The organism is Enterococcus avium ATCC 14025 (assembly GCF_000406965.1).
Classification (GTDB): Bacteria; Bacillota; Bacilli; order Lactobacillales; family Enterococcaceae; genus Enterococcus_A; species Enterococcus_A avium.
This window is the reverse complement of the sequence record NZ_KE136357.1, coordinates 559,628-578,081: the sequence shown is the minus strand read 5'-3', so window position 1 is coordinate 578,081 and position 18,454 is coordinate 559,628. Positions and strand designations below refer to the sequence as shown.

The following is an 18,454-nucleotide window of genomic DNA, read 5'->3' as shown; positions in this document are numbered from 1 at the left end:
ATTGGCGTGCAAAACGTAGCTGGTCCTTTTTTTCTCTTTAACACAACGGAAATAAATTGGGTTATACTTAATATAATAAGAATAAAGATCGTTTAAGTTGCAGAGATTGAGAGTAATATCTGGAAGGAGGAGATGCTATGTTAATCGGTGGAATTATTTGTTTGCTAGTATTCGTAGTGTTGTTGATCGCTCTTTCATTGTCAGGTTTACAGCGCTTCGATGAGCTGGTGACGCTCAAAGTGATTGCTTTACGGCGTCCGTTTATCACTAAGATCATGCTCTTTTTTACAAAACTTGGTCGAGCTACAGGTGTGATCATTATCATCGGTGCGCTGGCTTTAGTCCCGCCGTTTCGTTCAGCAATTCTGAAACCGGCTGGCTTATCTTTGGCTCTTAGTTGGGGCTTAGCCTATATTATCAAGCGTTTGATAAAGCGTCCCCGTCCAGTGGGTCAACGGTTGGTCGAAGAAGTCGACGCCAGTTTTCCTAGCTTTCACGCGACCTGTTCCAGTGCTCTTTATTGCTGTATCGCGCTTGGTGGTGGGGAAGTCTATCCGCAATTCCTACCATTATTGGTAATCATCTGTCTAGTGATTGCTGGAATGATTGGTTTTTCTCGGGTGTATTTAGGGATTCATTATTTGTCTGATGTAGTAGGCGGCTGGCTATTCGGTGCGGGGATTACGCTGATTTTGCAGTGGGGACTGCTTGTTTATAGTTGATTATTCTGAATTAAATCAAGAGAGTCAAAGCTATCTCATCAAAGAGAAGCTTTTGACTCCTTTTTTATTCAATAATATCAAACCCATAGCCGCGAATGTGTTCTTTTAACAGCTCTAGATAGGACTGAGCTAAGGGACTGAGCTCAAGCTGCTGCTGTTTGATCCAGCCGAGGGTGATGACATCCTCATACTCTAGAGGAATCGCGACAATCTTATCATCGTTTAGTTCGCTGCTGATGATTCCTGAACTGATCGTATAGCCGTTTAAGCCTACCATCAGGTTAAAGATTGTTGCGCGGTCGCTGATTTTGATGTTCTTTTTTCGATCCCAGGTGCTTAGAATTTCTTCGGAAAAATAGAAGGAATTGTTTTCTCCTTGCTCGTAGGATAAATAGGGATAGTCCTCGAGATCTGCTAATTTCAGCGATTTTTTAGCGACTAAGGGATTGGTGCGGCTGACAAAGACATGCGGCTTGGCATTGAAAAGCGGTGTGAACTCTAAGCCTTTTTCTTTGAACAGCTTGGTCATGACTTGACGGTTAAAGGAATTCAAATAAAGAATACCTAGTTCGCTTTTAAAGCTGGCGAGATCATCGAAAATATTTTCTGTTTCGGTCTCGCGCAGGGTGAAATTATATTCCTCGGCATTGACGGTGCGCAGTAGCTCCACAAAAGCATGGACCACAAAGGCATAATGCTGAGCGGATACTGAAAAATTCTGGCGTCGCAGCGGCTCATTCTTAAATTTCTCCTCCAGCAGATTGACCTGATCCAATATTTGCCGAACATAGATCAGAAATTCACGACCTTCAGCGGTAGGGATGATCCCTTGCTTGTTGCGAACTAGCAGCTGTACCTTCATTTCATTCTCGAGCTCCTTCAACGCATTGGAAAGACTGGGCTGAGTCAGATACAGAGATTTTGCAGCCTCATTTATTGAGCCTTTTTCAATAATTTTTTCGAAATAGATCAATTGTTGTAAACGCATCACTTCACCTCTTTTTCTATAATTATAACGGAGGTTATAGTTATTAGCTATAACCAGTTATTACTTTTATCAGTTATTCAAGGCGAAAAAAGCGTGGTATTGTGTAACGTATCACAACAAACGAAGGAATTTAGACAAATTCTGATAGAAGGGAAGTGCAGCCAATGTCCAGCACGCTATCATTTGAGGTGTTTCCGCCGAATACACAGGTTGGAACGGAGAAGCTCATAACAACATTGGAGGAGCTGCAGCAATTAGCGCCTGATTTTATCAGTGTGACCTGCAGCAACAATCGTCAAACCATCGAAGAGACGACGTTGAGGGTAGCCGATTATATCCATACGGAGCTTCAGGTACCAACGATCGCGCATTTGCCCGCGGCTTACTTGGATCAAGCGCAGGTTCAGCGACTAGTAACGCGATTAGATCAAATCGGCATTCATCAGATATTGGCGTTGCGAGGGGATATCATTCCAGAGCTGCCGCCTAAACAGGATTTTACTTATGCCAGCGATTTGATTGACTACGTGAAGCAGCAGGCACCGCATTTTCATATCAGCGGCGCTTGTTATCCTGAGACGCATCCAGAGTCGCAAAATCGCATTGAGGATGTTAAAAATCTGAGGCGGAAGGTTGCTGGCGGCTGCGATCAATTGATCACCCAGCTGTTTTTCGACAATGAGCTTTTCTATCAATTTCAAGAATCCTGTGACTTGGCGGATATCAAGGTTCCGATCTTAGCGGGGATCATGCCGATTGTAAATCGGAAGCAGGCCTTGCGTTTGATTAAGACTACCAATACTAAGCTTCCGCGCAAGTTTTTAGCCATTTTAGAAAAATACGAGCATGATCCGATCGCTCTTAAAGAAGCTGGCTTGGCGTATGCTATCGATCAGATTATTGACTTGGCGACACAGGATGTGGCGGGGATTCATCTGTACACGATGAATAACGCTGAGGTAGCGAAGCATATCTATTACAACACCAAAAACGTATTGAAGGGTCAGATCGAGGTACGCTAGTTTTTCAAGAATAAAATAAATTAACGTTGAAGAGAAGAGTAGTTGACGCTGCTAAATACAGAGACCTCGGCTGGTGAGAAAGAGGACATGGCAAACTCAATGAAGATGAGCTCTGAGTGTTCTGGCGGGTTCACGCTCGCTAGACGGTTGCGACCGTTATTTCGCCGAGCTTCTTATGGAGCTGTCGAGGTATTTTTGTAATACGAATTTGGGTGGTAACACGGTATAATCCGTCCCTTTGTCAATTGACAAAGGGACTTTTTTTTTCAAAAAAAGGAGTGAGCAGATGGAAATTGCAGATTTTGTCCAGACATTTTATCAAAACAGAAAACAAACAGACTCTTTGAAGTGGGATGGTTTGAAGGAACGGTACGGTGCTGAAGGCTTGCTGCCGCTTTGGATAGCGGACATGGATTTTTCTATGCCGACAACTGTTCAAGCAGCATTAACGGAACGGATCGAGCATGGCATCTTTGGCTATTCCTTGCTTCCAGAAGATTATTTTTCTGCTTATGCAAGCTGGCAGGAGCGCCATGAACAAACTAGATTTCGTAAGGAATGGCTGCATTTTACGACGGGTGTTGTACAGGGGCTTCACGATTTGATCGAATGCTTTACCGAAAAAGGCGATCAGATCCTCATTCAGCCGCCTGTTTATTACCCCTTCTTTAATGTGATTGAAGACCAGCAGCGGGAATTGCTCACATCGAATTTATTAGAAACAGAGGACGGCTATCGAATGGATCTGGTTCATTTCCAGCGGCAGCTAATGGAAAATGAGGTGAAGCTGTTTCTTCTTTGCTCCCCGCATAATCCAGTTGGACGCGTCTGGCGCAGAGAAGAACTAAAGGAAGTTCTTTCCCTGTGTCAAAAATATGATGTATTGGTCATTTCCGATGAAATTCATTCAGATTTGATTTTGTCTGGTCATTCGTTTGTTTCTGCACTAACGATCGCTGAGGAATTAGATTGTTTTGAGCAGCTGATTGTCTGCAACGCGCCGTCGAAAACTTTTAATTTGGCATCACTACTGAATGCGCATATCTGGCTGCCTGATCCGAAGCTACGAAAAAAATATCAACAATGGGAAAAGCAGCATCGCCATACCGGTCTTAGTGCCTTAGGTCAGACAGCTGCAATGACTGCCTATGCTACAGGCGATGAGTGGCTACGAGACTTACTGGCTGTGGTGGAGAAAAACTATCAACTGTTAAGGGGACGATTAGCAGAAAATATTCCTGAGATTAAGATCAGCGAGCTGCAAGGTACTTATTTAGCTTGGCTAGACATAAGAAATTGGCTGCCAAAATTATACGAGATAAAGCATTACATCCAAGATCAAGCCGGTTTAGCCATTGATTATGGTGCTTGGTTTTCGTCGGAGACTAAAGGATTCATCCGTATAAATTTAGCAACAAAACCAGAAAATATTGAAGCTGCAGTGAAAAGATTAATCGAAGTGGATCACAGCATTAAAGGAGGTATCACAGATGAATTATCAAACAGCAACAGAATTAGCGCAGATCGGCAATCGCAGTGACATACAGACAGGAGCAGTCTCAGCACCGATTTATTTATCGACGACTTTTTCTCATCCAGCGTTGGGACAAAGCACCGGATATGACTATACTCGGACTAAAAATCCTACGCGAACAATTTTAGAAGAAGCACTGGCAAATTTAGAAGCTGGCAGTCAAGCAATCGTTACCAGTTCAGGAATGAGCGCGATTCAGCTAGTCTTTAATTATTTTCCGGCTAAGAGTGAATTTCTAGTATCGAGAGATCTCTATGGCGGCAGTTATCGTTATTTTCAAGAGCTAGAGCGGCAAAATGCGTCAGTCTTTCATTATTTTGAGGATTTTGACAGCTTAAAAAGTCAAATCAATGAAGAAATCACAGCCGTCTTTTTAGAAACACCGACGAATCCTTTAATGCAGGAGGTCTCAATCACTGAAGCAGCAAAGCTGGCGCATCAATATCATGCACTGTTAATTGTAGATAATACATTTTCAACTCCCTTGCGTCAGCAACCTTTGAAAGAAGGGGCGGATATTGTGGTTCATTCAGGAACCAAATTTTTAAGCGGTCACAATGATTTATTGGCAGGCGTCGTTGTGGCGAAAGAACCAGAGGTTGGTCAAAGATTGGCATGGCTCAGTAATACTACGGGTCCAACCTTATCCAGCTTTGACAGCTGGCTGTTCATTCGTAGTCTCAAGACGCTAAAGGTCCGTTTTGAGCAGCAGGAGCGCAATGCGCAGAAAATTGCAGCAGCTTTAGAGAATATTTCACCAATTGAGAAGGTCCTTTATCCAGGAATTGGCGCGATGATCAGCTTTTGTGTTCGTGATGCAGCCAAGATACCAGAATTTTTAAACCGACTGAATTTGATCACCTTCGCTGAAAGCTTAGGCGGGGTGGAGACGCTGATCACCTATCCAATAACGCAAACGCATGGGGATATCCCCAAAGAATTACGGGAATCTTACGGGCTAACGGATCATTTATTGCGTCTTTCGATTGGGATTGAAGACAGTCAGGATTTATTGAAGGATCTGATTTGCGGCTTCCAGGTATTTGACGAATAAGCACTATGGAAAGGAGAAATTCATGAATTTACAGCAATATCGTTACGTCCTGACGATCGCTAAGGTCGGAAGCTTTAGTCAAGCAGCTAAAGAGTTGTACGTCACGCAGCCCAGTCTTTCTAGCGCCATTAAGGAGGTAGAAAAGGAGCTGGACATTCAGCTGTTCCATCGCTCCAAATCCGGTGTTTGCTTGACAGAAGCGGGCAGCGACTTTTTGATCTATGCCAAACGAATCTTGGCTCAGGTAGAAGAGATGGAAAACCATTTTTCGTTGGGAACAAAGAAGAGCTTCACCGTGGTTTCCCAGCATTATGACTTTCTTTATGAGCCTTTTGCGAAAGTTACGAAGAAATTTCAAGCGGATTGTCGGAATTTCTATTTAATTGAGACGACTACCAAACGAATTCTTGAAAGCATTCGAGATTTTGAAAGCGAGCTAGGAATTTTGTATCTAAATCCGCAAAATAAGCGATTGCTTGAGCGTTATTTCAGCCAAGAAAGTTTGAAATTTGAGGTGCTGGGGAATTTTTCTACGCATATTTATTTGGGTGCGGACCATCCGCTTAGTGGGAAGTCAGTCATAACGAAGGAGGATCTTTTGGTTTATCCTCAAGTCCGTTTTTTTCAAGAGGACAGCGGTTCAGTCCATTTAGATGAGGACCCGATTGACATATCCAAAGAGCAATCCAATTTCTACACCAGTGACCGTGGAACTCTGATGAATTTACTAGGTGCATCTGATGCGTATGCTTCTGGCTTAGGCATCATCAACGGCTTAACTAAGGAGCAAATCGTGCTTCGTCCATTGAAGGATGCCGAGGTTCATTCTTTAGTGGTGATCTCTAATAAAATGCGCAAGCCGACAGAATTTGGAGAATACTTTCTCAAGCATTTGAAGAAAACATTACAGAAAAGCGCTAGAGATCCTAAATAAAAGCACCGAATTTCCATAAAAAAAGGCTCATTGGTGCGGCACAGTTGCTTGAGCGAGGCGCGCACACCTGTGACTTTAGTCGTGGGTAAGCGGCTGTCGGAACGTTAATTACTAGAAAAGCAGGGTCACAAAAATTGCTCCAAAATGCTGGATAATGATATGATGGCAACGAAGGAAAGGAACGATCACAGTGAAGAAATGGAAAAAGCTCCTTCTGACTGTTCTTATCGGAATCGTTGTCGTGATAATCGGCGGAATTGCGTATGTAAAAACGCAAACTTATGCTCCGACAGAGGCCGCACAGCAGGTGACGGAACAGGCAAAAGAAGGCAAGGATTGGCTGTATTTTCCTTCTGAGGACAAATCGAAGCCGATAATCATTTTTTATCCCGGGGCCTTAGTCGATCCAGGAAGCTATAGTCTCTGGGCTCAAATGCTGGCAAAAGCTGGCTATCCAGTTTATCTATTGAAAATGCCGCTGGACTTGGCGATCTTAGCACCAAATCGTGGGGAGCAGGTACTTTCTCAGCAACCTAAGCGAGACTTTGTGTTGGGAGGTCACTCATTAGGCGGTGTGATGGCAAGCCGTTTTGCCAAGGAGCATTCTGATAGATTAGTAGGAGTGTTTTTCTTAGCCAGTTATCCAGATGAAAAGGGAAGTCTAGCTGATAAGAAGCTGCCCGTACTCTCCTTGACTGGAGAGAAGGATGAGGTATTGAATCGTGACGCTTATCAAAAAGCCAAAGAGGATTTGCCTAAAGACACAGATTATCAAGAAATCATCGGTGGAAATCATGGCGGCTTTGGTGCGTATGGCGCTCAAAAGGGCGATGGAAAATCAGAGATCAGCGATCAAAATGAGCAGGTAGCTCAAAGGCTGATTACTTGGCTAAATAAGGAAGTTTAATCAAAGGATCGATCGGGAAAACTGATCGGTCTTTTTGGTGATCTAGTGAATCAAGAGGCATGATTTTGACAGATTTTATTTAGCTGCGTCTCATTGGCTAATTATTGTGAACTTGATACAACAGTAGAACAATCTATATGTCTTGGCAGACAAATCTAATAAACATCAAAAGTGAAAGGCATCTTAAAGTAAAAAAAATTACACTGTTTTAATGATGCCTCTCAATCAGCTCTTTCAGTGTTTAAACGGGCTATTTTTATTCAAAATACAATCATTTCGTAGGCTTTTTCATATTTTTAGATAAAAATATGGGTATTTATTTTTGAATTAAGTTATTTTATGAAGGTGTTTGGTGCGTGTTTGTCGTATTCCTTAGATTAGGATTTTTATATTTTAGTTGCAATCAAATTTTTGGTGTGTAAATTCCGTAGAAATAGGCGTATGTTAGTGGTGTAGATATCTCAACAAAGAACTATTCTAAACGAAAGGGGGAGAATGAATGCACGAGTATGGCATTTACCGATAAAAAACTATTTACGTTGTCACGGCAGACAATCGAAAAACGCATTCGCAAGTTTTACCATGAGACAAAAGATGGCACGGCCACCATCGAACTATTGATTGCGCTGCAAGTTAGAGCAGAACTCTGCGAATCAGAATTCAAGAGTGTGTTACGCGGATTAGCGAACTACATTTTTTTAAAAACCCGCTCGACTGCCGCGATGCGTCGCTATTATATTTATTTTACCGATTATTTTGGAAAGAAAGAATGGCAATTATTATCCGCAAAATTATTCCCAGCGCAAACCTATGTCGCTGAAGAAACTGAACAATTATTGAATCAAATTACCGAAGAACCATTAACAGGATTCGCGGAATCATGACGAATATTTCCATTCCCAATGTAAAAAAAACGAAAAACGAAAGGAAGAAAACCAAAAAATGAAAACGATTACGTTAGATGCGGAATTTGCCGACGGAATTGGCAAATCCCATCATTTAAAATTTAAACATTTTGATCCCACCAAAACCGCGGATCAAGTCAAAGCAGCATTAACCAAATTAACTAAGATCGGCCTGTTTGAAAAAGATGGGGTCGCGCTATTCAAAGAAGTTTTGCACGCCAAAGTAATCGTGCGAGAAGTCCGCACGATCTTTGATGATCGAGAAAAAACCGAGCAACCCGCCAACGATCCAATGAGTATCATGCTGGAGACAGCTGGTGCACAGCCAGTTGTAGAAGCGACTGTTGCAAAAGAAAACCCGTAGCCGCAGTCTGTCAAAAATAGCAAAAATACAGGACAAATCCGCTTTCCCGAGGATTTCACCATTACCGAAGAGCAGCCAAAACCAGGCTGGTTGATCAAAACCATCCAGCTGCCATTAGGTGTTGAACCGCAGGATATTAGTGAAAGTCAGGCATTGATGATGATTACATCCAGTCTGCCAGCAGGCGTCTCCGTGGAGGATCTGGCGGTAGATGAGCAAGCATCGCCTGTGAAGCTGATCATCACGGCGAAATATGAAGAAGAATCAGCGGAAGAAGCCGTCCTGTCGGCAAACAAAGAATCCCCGCCAGCAAAACCTAAGAAGAAACGCAAACGTCTGCTTAATCGTATGCGCAAACGAGAATAAGTACCGATTTCCGCCTTATCAAAAAAATCCAACGTTGGGATGAGGCGGAAGTGTGTACGATTTAAAAAGGTGAGCGCAAATTTTAAGCCCGCAAAAGCTGCGGGCTATTCGTCGTGGGAGAATTTGCTGAACAATGTGCGAGGATTAATCCTTTCCTCAATTATGGTATTTTTCATAGACCAGACGTGTCAGTCAAAACGAAGAGATTTTTTAAGTATGAAAAGCTCTTCGAAGCCTTCATCTAGCTGATATTAAGCTGAATCAATTTGAATGTTCATTTCTGAAAAAATTGGGTGTTTGGCCTGTTTCCTTTTTGAATAATTTGAATATCGAAGGGACACTTTTATAGCCAATTTTCATAGCAATCGTGCTTAAGCTGTCTTCGGTTTCACTCATCAGTCGTTTTGCTTCGGAAACGCGTTTTTGATCAATCAGTTCTTGAAAGCTGCTGCCGGTCTTATCCTTAAGCAGATTGCTTAGATAATTTTTGTTGTATCCAAATTTTTTTCCTAAAGATTTCAATGTGATAGTTGTGTAATGATCATTAATATATTTTAAAATTTGAATCAGCGGATCATTAATGGTCAATTTCTTGTTTGTACTGATAATCGGGATCGACGAGATTTCAACCATTAAAGCACAATAAAGCAAGTTGATCAGAAGCCTTTTATCTCCGTTGGTTCGGTTATACCCAGCCAGTAAAAGGGCAAAAAAAAGCTTCTTGGAAAGTTCACTTTTGGATGCATCCAAAAGAATGTAATTATTGTGCTCATTTTCAGCGTTGGCAGCCTGAAAGAAGAAATCCGTAACTAAATTTCTCGAAGCGGGGAGGTTCGGTATGATTTCATTTTGGATAGATTCTTTGTCCAGTAAAATATTGATCAGAATATCCTCTGAGTCGACATGATCAATTTGCTGGATTACTTTGCGATCTAAAATAACCAATTGATCCTTTTTTAAAAGAAATTTTTCACCATTTAATCGTTGCGTGCATTGACCGTTCAGCACGTAGTTAATTTCAATAAAGCTGTGTGTATGTGCGGGTGTATATGAAAACCGCGCATGTTTGTTTATAGCGATATTTCCGTATTTAAAAAAATCAGCCTGAGGTATCTCAGGGACGATCGAACGATGATATTTCAAATTCATTGTATTAATGTTTTTTCCAGTCTTCTTTTGCAAATCTTCTACAGTTGTCTCATCATACAGCTGCTTCAATAATTCTTCCATTGGCGTACTCCTCCTATCAGTCTTAAGTATACTCATTGACCGTTAAAAAGTTCCAAAATATCACAGGACCTGTATTTTGGCTATAACTATTCTATCTTTTTGAAATTGAAGCCCTCTAGTGAAAGCGGTTAATATATGGATGTAAAAAGAAAGGAGATTTAAAACAAATGAATAGTAGTACACAAAGCAAGTCCTTAGTTAAGGAATATAGCCCATTAGCAACGGCTGCGGGGATTGGTTCTATGTTAGGTTCTGGCTGTATTGTCGGACTTTCCGCCACCATTCCTGTTTGGCAGCAAGGGCTGGGGTTGACGACTTCACAGGTTGGATTTATTTCAGGAGGCTTAACTTTCGCTATTGCCTTTGGATCATTATTTGCGGGGAAGATTACAAGTTTATTCGGATTATTCAAGTCCTTTAACTGGATTAATTTATTTTATGCGATTGGGTCGATGATTTGTGTTTTTTCAGGAAATTTTGCTGCATTGCTTGCGGGGGTCTTAGTGATGGGAGTGGCGTCAGGAGCTGATCTGCCGATTAGTTTAACGGTGGTTTCACATGATGCACCAGATGAAAAGACCTCTGCGGAATTAGTATCTTCTACCCAGATTTTTTGGCAGGTAGGGATTTTTATTTCTTATATCTGTTCGTTTTTACTATCTGGTGTAAGCGGAGTATTGGGTGCTCGGATAGTGTTCGCAATATTATTTGCCTTCTCCTTATTCACTTGGATTTGGCGCAGCGTTTCTAAAAAATTCAAGAGATTTCATGAGGAAGGGCTCCAACGGCAAAAATTACTTAAAGACGGCTCTCAGGAAAAACAGGAAGTCTCAATAAAGTCTGTGCTATTTGGAGAAAACAAAAACAAGTTCTTAGGGTACTTTTTAGCTATTTTGATTTTCTATGTATGCTGGAATTTATTAGCTAATACGTGGGGACAATTCCAAACCTACGCATTAACAAATGCAGGTGCTTCTCAAGCACAGGCAACTGGACTGGGTATCGTCTTGAATATTGTATCGCTGGTAACCACGATTTTATTTGCTTCTGTTTCTGGTAGTAAGTATCGAAATAAGGCCTTTTTCGTCGGTGCGTTTGTCCAATTTATGGCGATGCTTAGTATGGCGGTTATTGGGGGCGGAACAGGTTTTATCATGCTGGCTGTCACCATTGGATTTTATAACTTTGGAAATCCGATGGCCGGAGAAGCAATCTATAAAGTTTGGACACAGGAATCATTTCCGACAGAAGTACGAGCTACAATCCAAGGATTTATTAATGGCTTTTCTAGAGTATGCTGCGGTTTATTCGCATTTATAACACCCTTTTTAGTTACTCCAGGAAAAATTCAAACGTCAATGTACGGATTTGCCGGTATCGTCTTGTGCGCTACTTTTGCTGGAATCATGATGATGCGTCTTCAAAAGAAAAATAAGGTCGTAGCAATCGAGGATTCGATTGATGATAACAAGCTTAATACTGACAATGTTTAGGTGGGATAACGATGGAAAAAACAGAAAATGCAAGATGGATATGGTATCCGGGAGATTTTGAGATTCGACAAGGATTATTGCAGAATTTTTCAAGAGAAGAGCGCAGCTATGATTGGCCTGCCTACTGGAATATGGATGATTGTCATAAGAATGTAAAGTTTAAACGTTATTACACCTTGGAAAAGGCAACGAGTTTTGTGGTTCATGCAATCGGTATCGGCTATGTTGAAGTCAATGGAGAAAAATTTCCTTTTGGTAAAAAAATTCTTTGTGAACCAGGGAAAAATAAAATCCGGGTGTTTGTCGGCAACACAGCTGGCCTGCCGGCTGCTTATATCGAAGGTGAAATAATTAAGAGTGATGGTGGCTGGTCAGCAAGTAATTTTGTTGAAGAATTGCCTGCTGGCAGTAGCACATTGTATACAGATAAAGAACAGGACCCAAATAACGTCTATTTCAATACGGAAAGGGTGCAAGCAGCGACTGTTTCGTCAATCAATGGTGGTGTTTTGATCGACTACGGACGAGCAGTTTTCGGTACATTAGACATTAAGAAATTAGCATTAGATAAACCGATAACGATTTGCTATGGCGAGTCCGATGCGGAAGCATTGGACATTGACATGTGCTACTACAAAGAAGAAAATGCCGACGCAAATAGTACGCCGCGGAAACGAGCATTCCGTTACCTGTTTATCCCGGAGACTACTCCAGAACAAGTTGAAATAGAGGCGATCCATGAGTTTATTCCTTTAAAAAATCAAGCTTCCTTTGATTCCGACAATGAGTTAATGAATCGTATTTGGAATATTTCAGTGGAAACCTTTACCTTATGCAGCGGAATGTTTTTCTTAGATGGAATCAAACGAGATCGTTGGATTTGGTCAGGAGATGCTTATCAAAGTTACTTTATCAATCAATACTTATTCTTTGATGAGGACATTAACACTAGGACTATGCTTGCGCTGCGTGGGCAAAATGAGATTAAGCAGCATATGAATACCATTGTGGATTACTCGATATTGTGGGTTATCGCAGTAGAAAACTATTACATGATGACCGGTAACAAAGAATTCTTGAAACAGATTTATCCAAAAATGAAATCCATGATGGATTATCTACTAGCTCAAACTAACGAGTTGGGCTTTATCTATGGAAGAGAAAAAGACTGGATCTTTATTGATTGGTCAGAAATGGATAAGGAAGGTACGTTAGCTGCTGAGCAGATATTGCTGCTGAAGGCTTATAACGCAATGATCGTTTGCGGATCAGTTGTTGGTGAAGACACGAGTGAGTATTCAGCTAAGTATAAGCAGCTAGAAAGAAACCTGATGACTTATTTTTGGGATGAGGAAAAGGGCGCCTTTATTGATTCCTATGAATCGGGTAAACGACATGTTACAAGACACGCCAATATTTTTGCTGTTCTATTTGATTTTGTGGATAAGTTAAAAGCGGAAAAAATCTTACAAAACGTCCTGTTAAACGAGGAGATTACTCAAATCACCACTCCTTATTTCAAATTTTTTGAACAAGACGCATTATGTAAGCTAGGTCAAACCGATCGAGTCTTTAACATTATTTGTGATTACTGGGGCGGCATGGTCCAGCAGGATGCCGTTACCTTTTGGGAAGAATATATCCCTGATGAAAAGGGGAATGCTGTTTACGAAATGTACGGAGATCCATTTGGCAAAAGTTTGTGTCACGCTTGGGGAGCTAGTCCAATCTATTTGTTAGGCAGATATTTTGCAGGTATCCGACCAACCTCGCCAGGGTATCAAACCTTTTCTGTCGAACCAAAGCTTGAATGTTTTTCTGCGATCGATTGTACATTTCCAATAAAAGGAGGGTCGATACGAATTAAAAAAGAAGCAAATACGCTAGTTGTTTGTTCGACGAAAGAAGGGGGCACAATGTTGCTAAATGGTACGGATGTCGTCCTTAAAGCGAATATGGAATATGCCTTCGATTTACCAAAAGAATTGGTCGGGAATAGTTATTGATACTGTTGCTTTTGAAGAAGAGAGGTGGAAAATACAAGTGACGAAAATCGGGATAATTGAAAAAATCGGTTTTGCTTTAACGAATTTAGGAAACATACCAATCATGACGTTGTTGAATACCTATCTCTTAATCTTTTATACGGATGTCGTGGGAATTGATCCCGCCATTGTCGGTACCTTGTTCTTGATTTCAAGATTGTTGGATGGGGTAAGTGATCCCTTGCTTGGTTTTCTGATTGATCGCTTTCCCCGGACGAAAATCGGAAAGTACAAACCAATTCTAATCGCAGGTTCACTTATCTGTTGTCTCAATTACTTATTAGTATGGTTTTCTCCATTGCTTTTTGAAGGACAGAAAATTTTAGCGATCAGTTTTTCCTATATTCTGCTAGGCATCACCTTCGATTTGATGGATATTCCGTTAAACAGCTTGATTCCCGTATTGACAACTCAAGAATCTGAGCGCAATATATTGTCTTCGATTAAAGGGATTTCCTACACCGTAGGGCCAACATTGTTAAATATCGCCGCTCCTTTAATTCTGGCAAATAATAGCAGTAAAATTTCCGGCTATCTGATCTTAATCGTTGGAACTGTCATCGTAGTGGCCTTCTTTTTACCATTGTGGGAACCTTAACGCTTAAGGAACGAGTGATTGAACACATGGAGCCTTCAAAATCGAAAAAGAAACACTACTCAATCAAAGATGCACTAAAGATTTTGAAGATTAAAGAAGTTGCGACTCTCTTTATCAGTATGCTCTTTATTACCGCCGCTACAAATATTTTTAACGGCTCTCTGTTGTATTATTTAAGCTATATTATAAAGGAACCGCGCTTATTAAGTTTAGCGAGTTTCATTGGTTTGTTCGGGGCTTTAGGTGCTGGGATTCTTGTACCAAGCATTTCTAAAAGAATTGGAAAAATCAACTTATATACTGCCGCTCTGGTAATAATTAGCATTTCTATGCTCTTTCTAATGGCGTTTAAGAATTTAAAGCTTGCCTTTTTGATAGGCTATGTCTTGGTGCAATTCGGATTAGGCTTTACGAACACTTTGCAGTACAGCATCTCTGCTGATAATGTTGATATCGTTCGCAAAAAACTGGGCTTTGAACCAGCAGGATTAATCGCGTCACTGAACTCACTTATCATGAAATTTGCGATGGCTTTAGGTGGTGCTGTCCCTGGATTTGTCTTATCTTATACAGGTTATGTTGCAAATAAGGAACAGCTGAACAGCGCGTCTGTTGGAATCATTGTTTCAACCTTTGCCATTCCTTTTGTTTTGTATATTTTGACCATTCTAGTCTTTAACTACGGCTTTGTTTTCTCTAAGAAAAAGTCACTTTTGAAAGAAAAAAGCAACTCTCCGATGGCATAATTAGATTGAAAAGGCATGAACATAAAACAACCAACATTCGTTTGATATGGCTAGAACGAATGTTGGTTGTTATAAGTAAATTTTTTTGTACTTTTGAGGAATCATCACTAATCATTGGCATACCAAAGAATATTTGATAAAGTCCATTAAATTTAGAATTGACTTTATTTCGCTTTGAACTTTATTATTTTGCGGAATAAAATTCAAATATATGGCTGACAGCTGTCTATTTTGTTAAAAAATAAAGTACAAAATCGGTATAAAAAAATTAACTTGTTTGACAAAAATACATCTTTCTTTTCAAGGTGAACTAAAAGAAAGAGATATATTCTTTGACAAATCTTACCGAGCATTTTCTTTTTAGGTTTCTAATTTATAATTGATAGTAATAGTTATTCGAACATTGGTATAATCAAGAGGAGAATATTTTCCTTAGAAAGAGGTTTTGAAATGTCCAAGCAAACATATTTACCCGAATTTAGGAAAATTCGAGAAGCTCTTGAAAATAATAATTTGGTTATATTTGTGGGTGCTGGTGTATCCGCTAACTCGGGATTACCATCATGGTCTGAATTAGTTAAAGTATTTGCTGAAGAAATCAATTATGGTCCATATTGTCGATCTTCTGAAAAAGGCAATTATAAGTTCTCTTCAGACGAACTGCTCAAAATTCCGCAATATGTTTACGATACGGACACCAAAAAGTATTTTGAGATCATTGGGCATGAGCTTAAGAACGAGAACTTTTTCTCAAATCCACTGCATAAACTAATTGTCAATATGCTACCCAATCACATTATAACGACTAATTATGACAAACTGTTAGAATCCTCAGGTGATATGAACGATTCTCAATATAGAGTAGTTTCTTCTGATGGAATGCTATTATCAAACCAAGGGGAACATTACATCATAAAAATGCACGGAGATATAGACGACTTAGAAAACATTGTTTTGAGAGAAGATGACTACTTAAACTATTCAAATAAGCACATACTGATTGAAACGTTCATTAAATCTCTATTAGTAAATCACGTTTTTCTATTCGTGGGTTATTCTCTAAATGATTACAACTTGAAACAGATTATGAGCTGGATTGATTACTTATCTTCAAAAGAATCTGTTCAAAATTTAAGACATAAAAATTATATTATTCAAAATCAGAAACCAGAAGAATTTGAGCTAAAATACTGGCGACACAAAAATCTTTCAATAATTGACAGCTCATTTTTAGATGAATCATTGATTGAGAGGTTTGAGCACGCTGACTTAGAGCATGATGTAGGAAAACGATTATATACTTGTTTACAGATTATAAAAGATGATGATCTAGATATGAGCCTTACGGATTATGCAGCTTTCTTAAAAGGCAGATATTCTGTTTTTGATTCAATGAGTTGGATTAATATTGATGACTTGAAAGTAGTTAGTGGGATTAAGGATGATAATTATGAAAGTGGTAGTATTGGTTTTTATGATGAAAGAATGTTCAGAAATTGGGTGAGTCTGAGTAATGACCCAACGATTTGTGATTATTGGAACAGAGCAGGAATTTATTCTGTGTATTATTTTAAGGATAGGATTTCTGAACCGATCGAAATTTACAGGGTGAATGATAATGAATCTATTCTTTATGATTTAGCCTGTACTTTTCAATATGAAGAGCTTGAAAAACAATTAGTTAATTCTGACGAAAGTGAATTAGTTAAAAATTACTATCGCTCGATTATTAATATTTCAGATGGAGAACTAAAAAAATATTATCAAATGGAAAAAAATGAGATTAATCAACTAACGAGATGGGAAACTCTACTTTACAAATTTAACGAGATTCTTTTCAAAAAAAGGGTGATGAGAGAAGGATATTCAAAGCATGAAGTAATTAGATACTATGAAATGTTATCAAAAAAGGAAAAGCTGGCCTATGATTACTTATATAAAATAGTTCAAAGTGGTTATGACATTCAGAAATTCAAGAAAATGGAAGATTTATTACTTAAAACAGAAAATTATTATGAAAACCCATACGCACATACTAATAAAGAGTTTGGGGATTTGCCTGAAATCCAAACAATTGCTTATCACCACTTTCTGTTCATTCGGAAAAATGGAGTTCTAATAGACTCATACCTTGAAACAAAAGTTTTTTTTACTGTCTATTTGAAAGCTTTGTTAATATCACAAAAGCAAATCGAAAAGAAAAAAGATATTTTATTTGGATTTGGAACCCCATTAAAAAAATATGAGTGGTGTGCTGATGATGTTAATATTTTTATTTCTTATTCCGATTATTCAGAAATAAAAAAATATATTATAGATCATAAAATCCCAAATATTACCTTTGATGAAGAAACAAGTGTTACGAATATTTTTAAGAATTTTTGTGAATCTACTATTTTTTGTTTGGAAAAAGGGAGTAAAAAGTTATTTGAGCAACTTCCTATTTTTTTCTTTCTTTTAATGCATTGTGAAGTAGATGAAAACGATAAAAAACAAATTCTTACATCGATTTTTGAAATGTTGGCCCATCCAACATTTAATGATTTTCGTGGGGTTGATCCTAAAATATCAATTAGTTTAATTAAGGTAATCAACTATTTTATATCTCAAGGATCGAAAATATCTGTTGACTATTTTGTTCTTTTATTAGAGAGATTAGGAAAAGAGGCTCGAGAAGGACATGATTTTCTTAAGCTGATATCTAAGCTGAAAGAAAACGAATCTTTTTATAGAAATGAAAAAATACAGACCACTATTAGACAACTTGAGTTAGAAATGATCCATACTCGGGAGAGAGTTAATTTTTTAGGCTTAATGTACCCAATGATGTCTGAGAAGCAGAAACGAGAATATTCTGTTCTGATTAATAAGAATGTGATTATTCTGGATTCTGGAGTTCTTTTGAATCTAATACGCCTTGATGTTATACACATCGATGAGTCTGTTAAAAGAGAATTTGTACAGTTAATTGATCAAACAATTGAAAAAAGGAAGTCAGGATACAGTAGTTTTCCTGATCCAGAAAAGGAAACAATTGAGAAATCCATAGTTTTCTATTTGTTAGGTACAGTGGATAATATTGAATTTTTAAAGCCTTTTACCACAAGTTCTGTTTTTCTTGATTTCATTTTCAATTATGAGTCATTTGATTATTCAAAAATTGATTTTAAGGAATATATGTGGGTAAACCTATTTAAGAATGATTTCTACAGAGAGAAAATTTTAATTCACGGAAAAGAAAAAATCAAAAAAAATTTGATCAAAGACATTAACAATGGTGATGCAAAAGAAGAGCAGAAGAAAATATTCTTCAAATATATAGCCTCAGAAGAAGAATTTTGGAACTACTCATAAGTAGTAGTGTTAGTAAGTAACCTTTGCTACCTTTTCATTGGGAAAGAAAAGATAAAGTTTTTAAATCTGATTAATAACTAGTAAAAAAAGTAGTAACATTTTCTAAAATAACTGCTCGTTACACAAATACAAGACTAAACGTTTAATATTTGAGTAACGATTTTTTGTGGACACATTTACTAAGACAGAACA

General features: G+C 38.9%; 16 protein-coding genes. 14 read left to right on the top strand and 2 right to left on the bottom strand.

The features are described 5' to 3' along the window. The first annotated feature begins 137 nt into the window (after positions 1–137). A complete protein-coding gene (locus tag OMU_RS02745) occupies positions 138–722 on the top strand; it encodes a phosphatase PAP2 family protein (protein WP_016178434.1) in 585 nt (194 codons plus the stop codon). Between the two features lie 64 nt (positions 723–786). On the opposite strand, the gene OMU_RS02740 is transcribed toward OMU_RS02745, so the two are convergent. Beyond that, on the bottom strand, positions 787–1,710 hold the full coding sequence (locus OMU_RS02740) for a LysR family transcriptional regulator (RefSeq protein ID WP_016178433.1): 924 nt from the start codon (positions 1,708–1,710) through the stop codon (positions 787–789). 164 nt (positions 1,711–1,874) lie between these two features. On the opposite strand from OMU_RS02740, the gene metF reads away from it, so the two are divergent. The 8 genes from metF to OMU_RS02700 all read left to right on the top strand — a co-directional run bounded on the left by metF (position 1,875) and on the right by OMU_RS02700 (position 8,796). Beyond that, positions 1,875–2,732, top strand: coding sequence for a methylenetetrahydrofolate reductase [NAD(P)H] (gene metF / locus OMU_RS02735; RefSeq protein WP_016178432.1), 858 nt, complete (start codon positions 1,875–1,877; stop codon positions 2,730–2,732). A gap of 286 nt (positions 2,733–3,018) precedes the next feature. Further along, positions 3,019–4,272, top strand: coding sequence for a MalY/PatB family protein (locus tag OMU_RS02730; protein WP_016178431.1), 1,254 nt, complete (start codon positions 3,019–3,021; stop codon positions 4,270–4,272). After that, on the top strand, positions 4,223–5,320 hold the full coding sequence (locus tag OMU_RS02725) for an aminotransferase class I/II-fold pyridoxal phosphate-dependent enzyme (protein ID WP_016178430.1): 1,098 nt from the start codon (positions 4,223–4,225) through the stop codon (positions 5,318–5,320). Before OMU_RS02730 ends, OMU_RS02725 begins: the two co-directional genes overlap by 50 nt. 22 nt (positions 5,321–5,342) lie before the next feature. Beyond that, a complete protein-coding gene (locus OMU_RS02720) occupies positions 5,343–6,254 on the top strand; it encodes a LysR family transcriptional regulator (protein ID WP_016178429.1) in 912 nt (303 codons plus the stop codon). A gap of 190 nt (positions 6,255–6,444) precedes the next feature. Next, the gene (locus OMU_RS02715) at positions 6,445–7,161 is read left to right on the top strand and encodes an alpha/beta hydrolase (RefSeq protein ID WP_016178428.1); all 717 of its coding nucleotides are present in this window, start codon (positions 6,445–6,447) and stop codon (positions 7,159–7,161) included. A 509-nt stretch (positions 7,162–7,670) separates the two neighbouring features. After that, positions 7,671–8,045: a hypothetical protein gene (locus tag OMU_RS02710; RefSeq protein WP_016178427.1), complete on the top strand. Its 375-nt coding sequence runs from the start codon at positions 7,671–7,673 to the stop codon at positions 8,043–8,045. 58 nt (positions 8,046–8,103) lie between these two features. Continuing rightward, positions 8,104–8,430: a DUF2922 family protein gene (locus OMU_RS02705; protein WP_016178426.1), complete on the top strand. Its 327-nt coding sequence runs from the start codon at positions 8,104–8,106 to the stop codon at positions 8,428–8,430. Between the two features lie 90 nt (positions 8,431–8,520). Next, entirely contained in the window at positions 8,521–8,796 is a 276-nt protein-coding gene (locus OMU_RS02700; RefSeq protein ID WP_227132317.1) for a hypothetical protein, read from the top strand. 261 nt (positions 8,797–9,057) lie between these two features. Here the strand turns inward: OMU_RS02700 and OMU_RS02695 are convergent, their stop codons facing one another. After that, the gene (locus tag OMU_RS02695) at positions 9,058–10,026 is read right to left on the bottom strand and encodes an AraC family transcriptional regulator (protein ID WP_016178424.1); all 969 of its coding nucleotides are present in this window, start codon (positions 10,024–10,026) and stop codon (positions 9,058–9,060) included. Positions 10,027–10,193: 167 nt separating this feature from the next. On the opposite strand from OMU_RS02695, the gene OMU_RS02690 reads away from it, so the two are divergent. The 5 genes from OMU_RS02690 (at position 10,194) to OMU_RS02670 (ending at position 18,262) form a co-directional block, all read left to right on the top strand. After that, entirely contained in the window at positions 10,194–11,519 is a 1,326-nt protein-coding gene (locus OMU_RS02690; protein ID WP_016178423.1) for an MFS transporter, read from the top strand. Positions 11,520–11,530: 11 nt separating this feature from the next. Further along, complete coding sequence (locus tag OMU_RS02685) at positions 11,531–13,525, top strand: alpha-L-rhamnosidase-related protein (RefSeq protein WP_016178422.1); 1,995 nt, start codon at positions 11,531–11,533, stop codon at positions 13,523–13,525. Between the two features lie 37 nt (positions 13,526–13,562). Further along, on the top strand, positions 13,563–14,162 hold the full coding sequence (locus tag OMU_RS23830) for an MFS transporter (RefSeq protein ID WP_016178421.1): 600 nt from the start codon (positions 13,563–13,565) through the stop codon (positions 14,160–14,162). A 26-nt stretch (positions 14,163–14,188) separates the two neighbouring features. Then, positions 14,189–14,908: an MFS transporter gene (locus OMU_RS23825; RefSeq protein ID WP_016178420.1), complete on the top strand. Its 720-nt coding sequence runs from the start codon at positions 14,189–14,191 to the stop codon at positions 14,906–14,908. 450 nt (positions 14,909–15,358) lie between these two features. Then, positions 15,359–18,262 carry an SIR2 family protein gene (locus OMU_RS02670; protein WP_016178419.1) on the top strand — a complete coding sequence of 968 codons (2,904 nt, stop codon included), beginning with the start codon at positions 15,359–15,361 and terminating at the stop codon, positions 18,260–18,262. Positions 18,263–18,454 lie beyond the last annotated feature (192 nt).